This is a genomic window from Actinomadura xylanilytica (genome assembly GCF_030283145.1).
Taxonomy (GTDB): Bacteria; Actinomycetota; Actinomycetes; order Streptosporangiales; family Streptosporangiaceae; genus Spirillospora; species Spirillospora xylanilytica.
In genome coordinates, this window is the sequence record NZ_JASNWE010000004.1 from 845,825 (window position 1) to 860,624 (window position 14,800).

Below are 14,800 nucleotides of genomic sequence, written 5' to 3' on the forward strand. Positions count from 1 at the left end.
CCTCGCTGTCCTTGATCGCCGTTGTCCCGCGGGCGGTGTGCCCCGATGCGGGCTGGTTGTCATACGTCCGGTTGTCGGTACGTCCGGGGAGTCGTACGACCGTGCCCGAGCCGCGGGTTCAGTTGGGAGGGGGACGGTACCCGCTCAGTACGCCTGACCGTAAACGCCGCGCGACTGGTCGCGGACGACGCGGCCGTCCTCCAGCTCGACGACGCGCTTGCGGAACGCGTCGACGATCGCGGCGTCGTGGGTGGCCATGACGACGGTGGTGCCGGTCCGGTTGATCCGGTCCAGCACCTTCATGATGCCGATCGAGGTGGCCGGGTCGATGTTCCCGGTCGGCTCGTCGGCGAGCAGGATCATCGGCCGGTTGACGAAGGCCCGCGCGATCGCGACGCGCTGCTGCTCACCGCCGGACAGCTCGTCCGGCATCCGGTGCGCCTTGCCCTCCAGCCCGACCAGGTCGATGACCTCGGGGACCACCTTGCCGATGAAGCGCCGCGGCTTGCCGATCACCTCGAGGGCGAACGCGACGTTCTCGAAGACGTTCTTGTTGGGGAGCAGCCGGAAGTCCTGGAACACGCACCCGATCCTGCGGCGCAGGTGCGGCACCTTCCAGTTGCTCAGCCTGCTCAGGTCCTTGCCCGCCACGTGCACGTGCCCCTGGGAAGGACGCTCCTCTTTCAGCACGAGGCGCAGGAAGGTCGACTTACCGGATCCCGACGGGCCCACCAGGAACAGGAACTCGCCCTTCTCGATGGCGACGTTCACATGTTGCAGGGCTGGCCGGTTCTGGGTCGGGTAGGCCTTGGTGACGTTGTCGAAGTGGATCACGGCTGCATCACGGCGGTTCAGCACCATTCTTGCGAAGGACCCGCGCGGTCACGAACGGGAGGAATCGCGTCTTCTATCTTGTCGTCCCCAGGAGCGGACTGTAGTTTTTCCGTAGCAGTTCGTGAACCTGTGGCCACGAACCGGCCGTCGGCCGGGGATCACGGTCCGGCGGGCGCCGAGACGAGAGGCGCCCGAGTGGTCCGTCACCCTGCTGGGGCGGCATCATACATGCGCCGATCCAGCCGATGCGCGCCTGCGATGGCGGGCACGATCTGCCGGTCCAGGCCTCGAGCCACGGGCGATGGGCTCCAGGGGTGGGCATCCGGTGCCGGTGTCCGGCGGTCAAGCGCCGCGCACCGGCGGGGACTCCCGGGCCGCACGGTCGTCGACCGTTCGGCCCTCGTGCAGTGTAGAGGTGGGACTCGACCACCTCGACCCAGCCGGCCCCGGCTTGCATCAGGACTTTACAGTCGGGGCAGACGGAATACCGCGGAATAGCACCTAAAGTTCTCAGTGACAGGAACTTCCCTATGAGGAGAGGCAGCCCCATGAGCTGCGAACATCTGATCTGCGCTCAGTGCTCGCATCCGGTGGCCGAGGCGCGCTGCCCCACTTGCCGGGCTGCCCGTTCCGAGATGCACCGGCACGGCCCTTCCCTCTCGCCGTACCTGGTTCTGGCCGTGCTCGTCGTGGCGCTGTTCGCGGCCCTGGTGCTCCAGCGGGTGTACTGACGGCACGCCCGGGCCGCTCGTAGCCGCCCGGCAGGGCTCAGGGCTTCTTGATGGGCGGCGTGCTCGCCTTGGTGACCGCTCCGGTGTTGGCGACCACGTCGGCCTTCGGCTGCGACTTGCCGCCCTTGACCGTGCCCGGGACGTAGGTGGCGAACTGGAGCGTCTCCGCCATGTTGATCACGGTGCCCTCGACGGTGCCGTCCAGCAGGTGGGCGGCCTCCGGCGGGATCGGCGGCTTCTCCGTCGAGCCGTCCGGCGTGCCGATGACGCTGCTGCGGAACATCGAGTAGAGCACCATCCCGCCGCCGTGCAGGGTGCGCAGCGGGAAGTACTGGTAAGGCGTCGCCGTGTAGACGAGCTGGAGGACCAGGTCCTTGGCCCTGGCCTTCTTCCTGGCCACGTTCGTCTGCCGGTAGTACCCGGTCGTGACGGGTCCGGACCTCATCACCTTGGCAGCCACGCTGCCGGGGCCCTCCGAGGCGATCGTCGCCTGGATGCCCGGCACGTCGCGGGGCCGGATCAGCACCGAGTCGTCGCCGGTCGCCAGCGGCGTCGCGTACCCGTCGCGGTCGATCAGCACCTTGGGCTCCCTGGCCTTGGGCGCCAGGAGCGTGGTCAGGCTGAGCCGCCAGCGGTCGGACGCGCCGCGCAGCATGAACGCCATCAGCGCGGTGCGGGTGCTCTTCTTCTTGCCCTGGACGGTGCGCGGCACCGACGCCACGAACCACTGGGGATAGGACTCGGGCTTCAGCTTCGGCACGTACAGCTTCGCCTCGCCGTACTCGTACCGCTCGACCGGGTCGCCGTCGAACGCCGCCCTGCGGAAGTCGGCGGCGGTGATCGCCGACTGGCCGTCGGAGGTCCAGGTGAGCGCGAGCCGCTCGTCCCCCGCCGACCGGGCCACGTCCTCGTTGGTCACGTAGGTGCGGAACTGGCGCTCGGCGACCCGCGGGGTGAGGTCCACCGGCACCGGCGGCGAGAGGGTGGGGACGGGGCTCGGGCGCGCCTCGGACTTGCTGTCGGCGCAACCCGCGCCGGCGAGCGGGGCCGCCAGCAGCAACACCGCCGCCGCCACCGCCCGCGTGGTCCTCTGCACCGCCGCTACCCCCGGCCCTTCCGCTTGGCTCGTCCGAGCGGAACCGGTTCCGCGACGATGACCCGTGATGATGAGCGTGATTCTGCCACTCACAGGGTATTGTGCGGACGCTCGGGCACTCCGCGACGACGATAGGCTCGAGAGCGTGGCAGGAATCGAACCCGAAGATCAGCTCAAGGAGCTCGGCTCGACCCTCGCCGGCATCGAGCAGGTGCTGGATCTCGACGGCATGCGGCGCGACATCGCCGAGCTGCGCGAGCAGTCGGCCGACCCGGACCTGTGGAACGACCAGGAGCGCGCCCAGTCGGTGACGCGACGGCTGTCGTACCTCGAGAGCGAGCTGGGCAAGGTCGAGGCCCTGCGCCAGCGCCTCGACGACGCCGGCACGCTCTACGAACTCGCGCGCGAGATGGAGGACGCCGACGCCCGCAAGGAGGCCGACGACGAGCTGGCCGGGCTGCACAAGGCGGTCCAGCAGCTCGAAGTGCGCACCCTGATGTCGGGCGAGTACGACGAGCGGGCCGCGCTGGTGACCATCAACGCCCAGGCGGGCGGGGTGGACGCCGCCGACTGGGCCCAGCAGCTCCAGCGGATGTACCTGCGCTGGGCCGAGCGGCACGGCTACCCGACCGAGATCTACGAGACCTCCTTCGCCGAAGAGGCCGGCATCAAGTCGACCACCTTCACGGTGAGGGCCCCCTACGCCTACGGCACGCTGCGCGGCGAGCACGGCACGCACCGCCTGGTGCGCATCTCGCCGTTCGACAACCAGGGACGGCGGCAGACCTCGTTCGCGGGGCTCGACGTCGTGCCGGTGGTGGAGCAGAGCGACCACGTCGACATCGACGAGAGCGAGCTGCGCATCGACGTCTACCGGTCCTCGGGCCCCGGCGGCCAGGGCGTCAACACCACCGACTCGGCGGTGCGCATCACCCACATCCCGTCCGGGATCGTGGTCTCCTGCCAGAACGAGCGCAGCCAGCTCCAGAACAAGGCCACGGCGATGAACGTGCTCCAGGCCAAGCTGCTGGAGCGCAAGCGGCAGGAGGAGGCCGCCGCGATGTCGCAGCTGCGCGGCGAGGGCACCAGTAGCTGGGGCACGCAGATCCGCAACTACGTTCTGCATCCGTACCAGATCGTCAAGGACCTGCGCACCGGCGTCGAGGTGGGCAACCCGACCGCGGTGCTCGACGGCGAGATCGACGAGTTCATCGAGGCCGAGATCCGCTGGATGCGGCAGCAGGAGGCCGGCTAGACAGGCTTCAGGCCCCCGGAGGGGCGTCCGAAACATAGCGCTCATTTCGAATTCGCTACGTGATCACTCGATCACTCTGCGAGAATTTCGAGTGGATCGGACCGCCTCTCCTTCGGGGGCCTGTATGCCCGCACGCACCGTCGGCACCGCACTGCTGCTGCCGTCGTTCCTGCTCGCCGCCACGGCGGCCTGCGGGAGCGACTCCTCGGCGGGCGCCGAACCTCCCGCGCTCACCAAGGACCAGGCGCGGCGGGTGCTCGACCGGTACACCGCCGCGGTGGCCAGGGCCGGTGCGAACCTCGACGGCGCCGCGCTACCCGCTGTCCAGGCCGATCCCCAGCTCGCGATGGACACCGCCGCGTTCAAGTTCCGGCGGGCCTCCCGGCAGAGGTCGCCCGCCCTGGCGTTCGCCAAGCCCGAGTTCTACATCCCCCGGATGGCCGGCTACCCGCGCTGGTTCGCCGCCGCCGCGGTCACCGGGCAGGGCGGGCGGGCGCTGCGGCACGCGCTGCTGTTCACCCAGGCCCGGCCCGGGGAGCCGTGGCTGCTGACCGCCGACCCGTTCCCCGCCGACGCCGCGCTGAGCCGGGTCGCGCTCGACCCCGGCGGCTACGCCACGCCGGTCAAGCCCGGGGCCGAGGGGCTGGCGGTGCCGCCCGCCGGTCTCGCGGCGGCGCACGCCGCGCTGCTCACCTCCGGCCCGGCGGCGCCCGGTGCGGCCGTGCTGGCCCCCGGTCCCAAGACCGACGAGGCGTACGGCGCGCTCCGGCAGGGCCAGGCCGACCTCAAGCGCGCCGGGGTGGCGCTCGCCTCCCGGTTCAGCGCCGCGCCGTCCCCGGTCTACGCGCTGCGCACCAAGGACCGCGGCGCCCTGGTCTGGTACCTCGTCCGGCAGAACGAGGCGTACACCAGCGCCAGGCGGGGCAGGCTGGCAGTGAGCGGTGACCTGGTCGGGCTCGTCCCGGCCCGGGCCGCCAGGAGGCGGATGGACACCACCGTGCTGGTCCAGTATCTGGCCACCGTTCCACCCGAGGGCCGCGCCACGGTCGCCGGCATGTACCGCAAGGCCATCGCCGTCCGGGGCTCCTGATCTCGTCGGGTGCCGGTGCGATTCCGCTCTTCTTGACCGCTGCAGCGGCCCCGCACCGGCACCCGGCGTCTTTCCTAGAATGCGCAGATTCGCGCTCGTGGTGCCGGGTGGTCCGGTCGCCGGCCGCGGCGGCGCCCGCCGGATGGTCGCAGGACCGTCCGGCGGGCGCGGTGCTCACGCCTCGGTGGTGGGCAGGGCGCTCGCGGTGACCAGGGTGCGGATCGAGCCGAGCGCCACCGACAGGGTGGCCAGGTCGAAGCTGTCGCTCTCCCAGATCTCGCTGAGCGTCTGCTGGGCCCGCGACACCGCGGTCTGGTTCTTGTCGCCCCAGTGCCCCATGCGCTCCTCGGGCAGCGCGCCGGGCAGGCTGCTCAGCAGCACGTCCCTGGTCAGCGCGGCGTGCGCGGCGTACAGGTCGTCGCGGAGCGCCGAGCGGGCCATCGAGCGCCACCGGTCGTCGCGCGGCAGCGCGATGATCCGCTCGCGCAGCCGGGAGAGCTGGAGCCGGTCGGCCAGGTCGAAGTAGACCTCGGCGACCTCCTCCACCGGCCGGCCGCTGTCATGCGCGATCTCCACCAGGTCGAAGGTGGAGTAGGCGGCGACCAGCATCGCGCACTGCTCGGCCAGCTCGTCCGGCACGCCCAGTTCGGCGAAGCCGTCGCGGCGCTGCTCGAACGCGGCCAGGTCGAGGCCGACCAGCAGCTTGGGGAGCTGCGGGCCGAGCGCGACCGCGCCGGGGGCGAAGAAGTCGATCGTCTCGCGGATGTCGAACGGAGGCCGCCGGTTGTGCAGCAGCCAGCGGGCGCCGCGCTCGGTGAGCTTGCGCGCCTCCAGCAGCATCGCGATCTGGGTGGACTCGTCGACCTGGTGCGACAGGCCCTCGACGCTGCGCCAGAACCGCGGCATGTCGAAGACCTCGCGGGCGACCAGGTAGGCGCGGGCGATGTCGGACGACGACGCGCCGGTCTCCTCGTTCATCCGGAACACGAACGTGGTGCCGGAGTTGTTGACCACGTCGTTCACCACCGCGGTGGTGATGATCTCGCGGCGCAGCGGGTGCCGGTCCATGTGGCCCTGGAACCGCTCGCGCAGCGGGGTCGGGAAGTAGTCGACCAGCCACGACTCCAGGTAGGGGTCGTCGGCGAGGTCGGAGGCGACCATCTCCTGGTCCAGCGTGAGCTTGGCGTAGGCCAGCAGGACGGCGAACTCGGGGCTGGTCAGCCCGTCGCCGGTCTGCCGCCGCTCGGCGAGCGCCTTGTCGTCGGGCAGAGACTCCAGCCGGCGCTTGAGGCTGCCGGACCGCTCCAGCCGGCGCAGGTAGCGGGCGTGCACGTGCAGCAGGCCCGCGGCCTGCGCGCGGGCGGCGGCGAGCACCACGTTCTGCGCGTAGTTGTCGCCCAGCACGAGCCCGCCGACCTCGTCGGTCATCTCGTACAGCAGGTGGTCGCGCTGCTTGCGGGTCAGCTCGCCGTCGCGGACCACCTGGTCGAGCAGGATCTTGATGTTGACCTCGTGGTCGGAGGTGTCCACCCCGGCGGAGTTGTCGATGAAGTCGGTGTTGATCAGTCCGCCGGTGCGGGCGAACTCGATCCGGCCGAGCTGGGTGACGCCGAGGTTGCCGCCCTCGCCGACCACCTTGCAGCGCAGCGTGCCGCCGTCGACCCGGACCGGGTCGTTGGCCTTGTCGCCCACGTCGGCGTTGTTCTCGGAGGCGGCCTTGACGTAGGTGCCGATGCCGCCGTTCCAGAGCAGGTCGACCGGCGCGCTCAGCGCCGCGCGGATCAGCTCGAACGGGGTGAGCGCCTTGACCTCCTCGGCGATGCCGAGCGCGGCCCGGATCTGCCCGGTCAGCTTGATCGACTTGGCGGTGCGCGGGAACACCCCGCCGCCCTTGGAGATCAGCGAGGCGTCGTAGTCGGCCCAGGAGCTGCGCGGCAGCTCGAACATCCGCCTGCGCTCCTGGAAGGAGCGGGCGGCGTCGGGGTCGGGGTCGATGAAGATGTGCCGGTGGTCAAACGCGGCGACCAGCCGGGTGTGCTCCGACAGGAGCATGCCGTTGCCGAACACGTCACCGGACATGTCGCCGACGCCGACGACGGTGAACGGCTCGTTCTGAATGTCCTTGCCGAGCGAGCGGAAGTGGTACTTCACCGACTCCCACGCGCCGCGCGCGGTGATGCCCATGCCCTTGTGGTCGTAGCCGACCGAGCCGCCGGAGGCGAACGCGTCGCCGAGCCAGTAGCCGTAGGACGCGGCGACCTCGTTGGCGAGGTCGGAGAACGTGGCGGTGCCCTTGTCCGCGGCGACGACCAGGTAGGTGTCGTCGGCGTCGTGCCGCACCACCTTCTCGGGCGGCACCACCTCGCCGTCGACCAGGTTGTCGGTGAGGTCGAGCAGCCCGGAGATGAAGTCCTTGTAGCAGGCGATCCCGGCCTGGATGTAGGCCTCGCGGTCGGCGGACGGGTCGGGCAGCTGCTTGCCCACGAAGCCGCCCTTGGCACCGGCCGGGACGATCACGGTGTTCTTCACCGCCTGCGCCTTGGCCAGCCCGAGGATCTCGGTGCGGAAGTCCTCGCGCCGGTCCGACCAGCGCAGCCCGCCGCGGGCGACCGAGCCGAAGCGCAGGTGCACGCCCTCGACCGTCGGCGAGTACACGAAGATCTCGAAGTTGGGCCGGGGCAGCGGCAGGTCCGGGATCCGCCCGGGGTCGAACTTCAGCGCCAGGTAGGGCTTGCGCTGGTAGTGGTTGGTGCGCAGGGTCGCCTGGATCATCGCCAGGTAGGCGCGCAGGATGCGGTCCTCGTCGAGGCTGGCGACCTCGTCGAGCTTGCCGTTCAGCTCCTCGGCGATGCCGGCGCTGCGCTCCTCGTGCCCGCCCGCGATGGACGGGTCGAGGCGGCTCTCCCACAGCCGGATCAGCAGCCGGGTGATCTGCGCGTTCCCCAGCAGCACCTGCTCGATGTAGCGCTTGGAGAAGGTGGTGCCGGTCTGCCGCAGGTAGAGGGCGTAGGCGCGCAGGATCATCGCCTGCCGCCAGTTGAGCCCGACGTGCAGGACCAGCGCGTTGAAGCCGTCGTTCTCGATCTCACCGCGCCAGAGCGCGATGAACGCGTCCTGGAACAGCTCCTTGACGGCCTCCTCGGCGGTGCCGGCCGGCGGCTCGTAGCGCAGCCCGAGGTCGTAGACCCAGGCGCGGCGCCGGTCGGCCGGCATGATCTCGTAGGGCCGCTCGTCGATCACCTCGACGCCCATGTTCTGGAGCAGCGGCAGCACCCGGGACAGCGAGATCGGCTCGCCCAGCCGGTAGATCTTCAGCCGGCGCTCGCCGGGCTCGGCGTTGAACGGCTCGTACAGGCTGATCGAGGTGTCGGCGTCCTCGGTGAGCTCGTCGAGCCGGCGCAGGTCGGAGACGGCCGTACGGGCCGGGAAGTCGGCCTTGTAGCCCTCGGGGAACGCGTCGCCGTAGCGGCGACCGAAGACTCCGGAACGTTCCTCTCCGCACTGCTCGACGATCGCGTCGGACAGGTCGTCCTCCCACGACCGGGTCGCGGACGCGAGCCGCGCCTCCAGCTCGTCGACGTCGACGATCGGCAGCGGCCGGCCGCGCTCGCCGCGCACGACCACGTGCAGCCGGGCCAGCATCGACTCGGTCACGTTGGCGCTGTAGTCGACGCTGACGCCGTCGAACGCGCGGCGCAGGAGCTCCTGGATGCGCAGCCGGATCTTGGTGGTGTAGCGGTCCCGCGGCAGGTACACCATGCACGACATGAACCGGCCGTACAGGTCCTTGCGCAGGAACAGCTTGAGCTGGCGGCGCTCGCGCAGCCGCAGCACGCCGAGCGCGATCTTCAGCAGGTCGTCGACGGAGATCTGGAACAGCTCGTCGCGCGGGTAGCTCTCCAGGATCTCGATCAGGTCCTGGCCGTCGTAGCTGTCGGGGCTGAACCCGGCGAGCCGCAGCGCCTCGTCGAGCTTGCCCTTGAGCACCGGGATGTGCGCGATCGACTCGCTGTAGGCGACGTGCGTGAACAGGCCGAGGAACCGGCGCTCGCCGATCACCTCGCCGGCCGCGTCGAACTTCTTCACGCCGATGTAGTCGAGGTAGGCCGAGCGGTGCACGGTGGACCGGGAGTTGGCCTTGGTCAGCACGAGCAGGTGCTTCTCGGTGGCCTTCTCGCGGACCTCGGGCGGCAGCGCGGCGAAGCTGCCGGACTCATGCTTGTCGTTGCGCAGGATGCCGAAGCCGGTGCCCGGCTCGGGGCGCAGCGCGGCGCCGTCCTCGGTGAGGGTGTAGTCGCGGTAGCCGAGGAAGGTGAAGTGCCCGTCGCCGAGCCACTCGAGCAGCTCGACGCCCTCGTCGCGCTCCTTGGCCGGCAGCGGCGGCGGGTTCGTCCCGATCTCGGCGGCGATCTCGGCGGCGCGGGCCCGCATCCGCGGCGCGTCCTCGACCGCGACCCGCACGTCGTTCAGCACCCGCAGCAGGTCGCGTTCGAGCCGGTCGAGCAGGGCCCGGTCGCTGGTGCGGTCGATCTCGATGTGCATCCACGACTCGACGCCGTCGCCGTCGCCGTCGCCGTCGCCGTCGCCGTCGAGCTTGCCGCGGAACGCGCGCAGGTGCCCGGCCACGTCGCGGTCGACGCCGAGCAGCGGGTGGACGATCAGGTGGGTGGCCAGCTGGTGCCGGCTCAGCTCCATCGTCACCGAGTCGACCAGGAACGGCATGTCGTCGGTGACGATCTGCACGATGGTGTGCCCCGGGTCCCAGCCGTTCTCCTCGACCGAGGGGGTGAAGACCCGGGCCTTCGCGCGCCCCTGGGGCCGTTCCTCGCCGAGCCTGCGGTGCGCCATCGCGGGCCCGTAGATGTCGGCCGGGTCGCGGGCGAGCAGATCCTCGGGCGCCACATGGCGGTAGTAGAGCCGGAGGTAGGCGACCGCCTCCTCCAGATCGCCGCCGGACCCGCCCGGCGGCTGGGCGCAGGTCTCCGCCGCCCTCCGGAGCAGATCGTCCTTCGCTTGTTCGAGCTTGCCGCCCATCAACACTCCCCTATGAGACCCTTCGCCACCTCGTTGTGGCGCTGCTCACTGGGTCAGCGTAGTCAGGAATCATCCGAAAGCCGACCTGCTTGAGCGCGAGGTGTACGTGGTCCTCACCACCCTGCCAGCCCGCCGGACCCGACTCACCGTGATCAACGTAATCGGTTGATCACCGCGCGGGTCCGGGGGCCGGCCGGATCAGCCCTGCGGCAGGGCCGCGGCGCCCGTGCCCTGGCCCCGTCCGCCCGGGGTGACGGGGGTTTCGGTGCCGGGCTCGTCCGGGGGCTCGGTCGTCGGGTCAGGGCTCTTGGTCGGCGTGGTCGGGGGGTCGGTCGGCGTGGTCGGCGGGTCGGTCGGGGTCTCCTCGGTCGGCGGGCCCGTCTCGGCCGGGCTCGTCGGCACCTCGGTCGACGGGCCCGGCTCGGTGGGCGTCTCGGTGACCGGCGGTTCGGGGTCCACGGGGACGTAGCTGTGCGTGCGGACCGGGCTCGGCACCGCGGTCTGGCTGGTCGGCAGCGGGCTGTCGCTCGGGTCGCCGACCGTCTGCCCCGCCTTGCCCTTGTCGCCCGAGCCGAGCGCCAGCGCCACCGAGGCGACCACGACCGCGATGATGAGCGCGCCCGCGCCGGCCAGCACGGCGGGACGGTGCCGTCCGGCCAGGGCGGCGCGGAGCGGGTTGCCGCCGCCCGCCGCGCCCCTGGGCAGGGTGTTCTGCGCCGCCCACTCGGCCGGGCTCGGCAGCCGCGCGGGCTCGCCGCCGGCGCCCGGGTCCGCCACGGAGGCGAGGCCATGGTCATAGTCGCGGTCGCGGTCGAAGCCGGTGCCCGGGTCGAAGCCCGGGTCGGAATCCGGGTCGGGCTCGAATCCGGCGGCGATGGGCGCCTGGGCGGCCAGCACGCTGCCGACCTCCAGCATCGCGGTGCCGTCGGTGTCGTCGTCCGCCAGCGCGGCGGCGGCCGGATTCGGGCTCTCGGCGGCCGGGGCCGCCGCCTCGTCGTGGCCGAGCAGCCGCATCAGCACCTGCCGGGCCCCCGGCCGGAGCGCCGCGTCCTTGCTCATGCAGTCCTCGACCAGGTCGCGCAGCGGCCCGCTGAGCCCGCCGAGCTCGGGCTCCTGGTGCAGGATCCGGTTGATGACGGCCGGGATGCTGTCCTGCCCGAACGGCGGCTCGCCGGTCGCCGCGAACGCCAGCGTCGCGGCCCAGCAGAACACGTCGGCGGCGGTGCCGATCTCGTCGCCCTGCAACTGCTCGGGCGCCATGTAGGACGGGGTGCCGATCACCTTGCTGGTGAGCGTGGTGGAACCGCTGATCGCCCGCGCCACGCCGAAGTCGATCACGCGCGGCCCGTCCGGGCCGATCAGCACGTTGTGCGGCTTGAAGTCACGGTGGATGATCTTGGCCTGGTGGATCGCCGCGAGCGCGGTGGCGGTGCCGACCGCCAGCCGGTCGAGGTCTGCCCCGGTGAGCGGGCCCGACTCCAGCACGTGCTCGTTGAGCGAGGGCCCCGGCACATACTCGCTGACGATGTAGGGCCGGTCGCCGGTCGCGTCGGCGTCGATCACCTGGGCGGTGCAGAACGGCGCGACCCGCTTGGCGACCTCCAGCTCGCGCAGGAACCGGGCGCGGGCCCGGTCGTCGGAGGTCAGCTCGGAGTGCAGGAGCTTGAGCGCGACCCGGCGGCCGTCCTCGGCCTCGCCGAGGAACACCGCGCCCTGGCCGCCCTCACCCACCCGTCCGATCAGGGCGTACGGCCCCAGCTGCTCCGGGTCACCGGGCCGCAGTGCCGCAACCTCCATGTGGGGAACCGTCCCTCTCTCGAATCGAACGGGCCGAACGGACCGCGGTCCGGGTCGGCACGGGCCGAAGCTCCGCTTGTGTGACGCCCGAGCCCCGGGGGAGGTTCACCCGTCCCTCCGACCGCACAGCGCGATCCGACCTGGGGCTTCCGCACGGTCACGGCTGGTTCGGATACACCTTAGTGGCGGGCGCCTCCGGTCTCGGCCGCGGTTTTCACCATGAACGACATCTCACCAGGTCGGCCGCCGTTCCGCCGAAGATTTCAGAACGTGCCCCTGCGAGAATGCCGGGATGACCGCGCTCGACGGACGCCGCGCCTACACCCGGGCCGACCTGATGGCCGCGCACGGCCTCGGCCGCAGCACGCTGGAGAAGTGGTACCGGGAACGGGACGCCAACGGGCACCCGGACGCGGCCGGCACGGTCGGGTCGCAGCTCGTCTGGGACGCTGAGGCATGGGACCGCTGGTACGCGTCCCGCGGTGCGGCGCCGGGGGTTCCGCCGGGGCTGGCGACCCGCGACGAGCTGGCCGCCCGGCACGGCCTGAGCCGGCACCGGCTCAAGCAACTCTGGGCCGGACGCGCCGCCAACGGCCACCCCGAGGTCGCCCACCGGTCGGGCAAGGCCCTCTACTGGGACGCGTCCGAATGGGACGCCTGGTACGCCGCCCTCGAAGAGGACGGCGACCGGGACGGCGACGACGGCGGCGATCCCGACGACCTGGTCACGCTCGCCGAGGTGGCCCGCATCCTCGGGCTGGCGCAGACGAGCGTCACCGTCTACCCCCGGCGGCCCCCCGCGGGCTGGCCCGAGCCGGCGCGCGAGGAGCCCCTCGGCGGCGGACGCGTCCGCCGCCTCTACCGGCGCCGCGACATCCTCGCCTACGCCGCCCGCCGCCGCCCCTGACCCCGCTCAGGGGACGAAGTGCTCGAGCACCTCGGGGTTGGCCATCGAGTCGCGGTTGGCGGCCTCGTCGACCGGCGTGCCGAGCAGGATCTTGCGGACCGGGACCTCCAGCTTCTTCCCCGACAGCGTGCGCGGGACGCCCGGCACCCGGTGGATCTCGTCCGGGACGTGCCGGGGCGACAGCGCCGAGCGGATCTCGCGCTTGAGCCGTCCGGTCAGGTCGTCGTCCAGCTCGGCGCCCTCGCCGAGCTGGACGTAGAGGATCAGCCGGCCCTCGCGGCCGAGCCGGCCGGTGTCGATGACCAGGCTGTCGGCGACCTCGTCGAACGCCTCGACCACCCGGTAGAAGTCGGAGGTGCCCATCCGGACGCCGCCGCGGTTGAGGGTGGAGTCGGAGCGGCCGTAGATGACCGCGCCGCCGTCCGGCCTGATCTTGATCCAGTCGCCGTGCCGCCACACGCCTGGGTAGGTGTCGAAGTAGGACTCGCGGTAGCGCTCGCCGCGCGGGTCGTCCCAGAACGACACCGGCATCGAGGGCATCGGCTCGGTGATGACCAGCTCGCCGACCTCGTCCAGCACGGGCTCGCCCGCGTCGTCGTAGGCCTCGACCTTGGCGCCGAGGCCGCGGCACTGGATCACGCCCGCGTACAGCGGCAGCAGCGGCGAGGGGCCGACGAAGCCGGTGCACAGGTCGGTGCCGCCGGAGAACGAGCCGAGCAGCAGGTCCGCGCCGACCGCGTCGTACACCCAGGCGAACCCCTCGGGCGGCAGCGGCGAGCCGGTGGAGCCGATGCCGCGCAGCGCCGACAGGTCGAACTCCGCGCCGGGGCGGCGGCCGTCCTTGACCGACGCCTGGATGTAGGGGGCGCCGACGCCCAGGTAGGTGACGCCGGTGTCGGCGGCCAGCTTCCACAGGTCGAGGGGCGCGCCGTCGTACATCACGACGGTGGAGCCGACCAGCAGGCCGCCGATGAGGTAGTTCCACATCATCCAGCCGGTGGTGGTGTACCAGCAGAACACGTCCTCGGGCCCGAGGTCCTGGTGGAAGGAGAGCGCCTTGAGGTGTTCGAGGACGACGCCGCCGTGGCCGTGCACGATCGGCTTGGGCAGGCCGGTGGTGCCCGAGGAGTACACGACCCACAGCGGGTGGTCGAACGGGACGTCCTCGAACTCCATCGCGTGGCCGGGCCGCGGCAGGTCGGCGTAGGCGACCCCGTGGCGCAGCCCGTCCGGACGCGCCGCCGGGTCGAGGTAGGGCACCAGGACGGTCGCGTTCAGCGTGGGGAGGGCGGCCTCGATCTCGGCGACGGCGGCGCGGCGGTCGAACCGGCGGCCGTTGTAGGCGTACCCGTCGACCGCGATCAGCACCTTGGGCTCGATCTGGGCGAACCGGTCGATCACCGAGGACGAGCCGAAGTCCGGGGAGCACGAGGACCAGATCGCGCCGAGCGAGGCGGCGGCCAGGAAGCAGATCAGCGCCTCGGGGATGTTGGGCAGGTACGCCGCCACCCGGTCGCCCCTCCCGACGCCCAGCGCGGCCAGGCCCGCGCGGACCTCGGCGACGTGCGCGGCCAGCTCGCGGTGCGTCAGCACCCGGTGCCCGCCCGCCTCGGACCGGAACACCACGGCGGCGTCGTCCGGGGTCCGCCCGGCGTGCCGCAGCGCGTTGGCGGCGTAGTTGACCGTCGCGCCCGGGAACCAGCGCAGCCCGTCGACCGGCATCGGCCCGCCCGACCGGACCGGGCCGTCGCCGCGCTCGCCGACCACGCCGAAGTAGCTCCAGATCGCGTCCCAGAACGCGTCGACCTCGGTCACCGACCAGCGCCACAGCTCGTCGTAGGACTCGGTCAGCACGCCCCGGTCCCACAGCCAGTGCGTGAAGTGCGTGACCCGTGCGTTCGCGACGACGTCCGCGGCGGGCTCCCACAGCGGTACGCCCTCGGAGATCTGCTGGTCACCGGACATGTGCACTTCCCTCCCGGAGGCCGCGGCGGGTCGCGCGGCCTCTCCCAATATCGGGCCCGCCCGGCGGCCCGCGCAAGCTCCGCGATCACGA

General features: G+C 71.8%; 9 protein-coding genes. 4 read left to right on the forward strand and 5 right to left on the reverse strand.

The features are described 5' to 3' along the window. Positions 1-144 precede the first annotated feature (144 nt). Positions 145-834: a cell division ATP-binding protein FtsE gene (gene ftsE, locus QP090_RS27800; protein WP_285942369.1), complete on the reverse strand. Its 690-nt coding sequence runs from the start codon at positions 832-834 to the stop codon at positions 145-147. Between the two features lie 548 nt (positions 835-1,382). Here ftsE and QP090_RS27805 point away from each other — a divergent pair. Beyond that, positions 1,383-1,565 (forward strand): hypothetical protein, encoded by a 183-nt coding sequence (locus QP090_RS27805; protein WP_285942370.1) that lies wholly within the window; start codon positions 1,383-1,385, stop codon positions 1,563-1,565. Positions 1,566-1,602: 37 nt separating this feature from the next. Here the strand turns inward: QP090_RS27805 and QP090_RS27810 are convergent, their stop codons facing one another. Then, the gene (locus QP090_RS27810; protein ID WP_285942371.1) at positions 1,603-2,661 is read right to left on the reverse strand and encodes a DUF8094 domain-containing protein; all 1,059 of its coding nucleotides are present in this window, start codon (positions 2,659-2,661) and stop codon (positions 1,603-1,605) included. A gap of 145 nt (positions 2,662-2,806) precedes the next feature. On the opposite strand from QP090_RS27810, the gene prfB reads away from it, so the two are divergent. Further along, a complete protein-coding gene (gene prfB / locus QP090_RS27815; protein ID WP_285942372.1) occupies positions 2,807-3,916 on the forward strand; it encodes a peptide chain release factor 2 in 1,110 nt (369 codons plus the stop codon). Positions 3,917-4,040: 124 nt separating this feature from the next. Continuing rightward, complete coding sequence (locus tag QP090_RS27820; RefSeq protein WP_285942373.1) at positions 4,041-5,006, forward strand: DUF8094 domain-containing protein; 966 nt, start codon at positions 4,041-4,043, stop codon at positions 5,004-5,006. Positions 5,007-5,180: 174 nt separating this feature from the next. On the opposite strand, the gene QP090_RS27825 is transcribed toward QP090_RS27820, so the two are convergent. Then, complete coding sequence (locus tag QP090_RS27825) at positions 5,181-10,040, reverse strand: NAD-glutamate dehydrogenase (protein WP_285942374.1); 4,860 nt, start codon at positions 10,038-10,040, stop codon at positions 5,181-5,183. A gap of 198 nt (positions 10,041-10,238) precedes the next feature. Further along, positions 10,239-11,837 (reverse strand): serine/threonine-protein kinase, encoded by a 1,599-nt coding sequence (locus QP090_RS27830; RefSeq protein ID WP_285942375.1) that lies wholly within the window; start codon positions 11,835-11,837, stop codon positions 10,239-10,241. Positions 11,838-12,129: 292 nt separating this feature from the next. Between QP090_RS27830 and QP090_RS27835 the strand changes: the two genes are divergently transcribed. Continuing rightward, positions 12,130-12,744 carry a hypothetical protein gene (locus tag QP090_RS27835; RefSeq protein WP_285942376.1) on the forward strand — a complete coding sequence of 205 codons (615 nt, stop codon included), beginning with the start codon at positions 12,130-12,132 and terminating at the stop codon, positions 12,742-12,744. Between the two features lie 6 nt (positions 12,745-12,750). Here QP090_RS27835 and QP090_RS27840 read toward each other — a convergent pair whose 3' ends face one another. Further along, a complete protein-coding gene (locus tag QP090_RS27840) occupies positions 12,751-14,709 on the reverse strand; it encodes an acetoacetate--CoA ligase (RefSeq protein ID WP_285942377.1) in 1,959 nt (652 codons plus the stop codon). Positions 14,710-14,800: the final 91 nt, after the last annotated feature.

Coding starts and splice junctions, on each gene's coding strand:
- QP090_RS27805 (WP_285942370.1), top strand. CDS start 1,383: ATGAGCTGCGAACATCTGATCTGCGCTCAGTGCTCGCATCCGGTGGCC.
- QP090_RS27820 (WP_285942373.1), top strand. CDS start 4,041: ATGCCCGCACGCACCGTCGGCACCGCACTGCTGCTGCCGTCGTTCCTG.
- QP090_RS27825 (WP_285942374.1), bottom strand. CDS start 10,040: ATGGGCGGCAAGCTCGAACAAGCGAAGGACGATCTGCTCCGGAGGGCG.
- QP090_RS27830 (WP_285942375.1), bottom strand. CDS start 11,837: ATGGAGGTTGCGGCACTGCGGCCCGGTGACCCGGAGCAGCTGGGGCCG.
- QP090_RS27835 (WP_285942376.1), top strand. CDS start 12,130: ATGACCGCGCTCGACGGACGCCGCGCCTACACCCGGGCCGACCTGATG.
- QP090_RS27840 (WP_285942377.1), bottom strand. CDS start 14,709: ATGTCCGGTGACCAGCAGATCTCCGAGGGCGTACCGCTGTGGGAGCCC.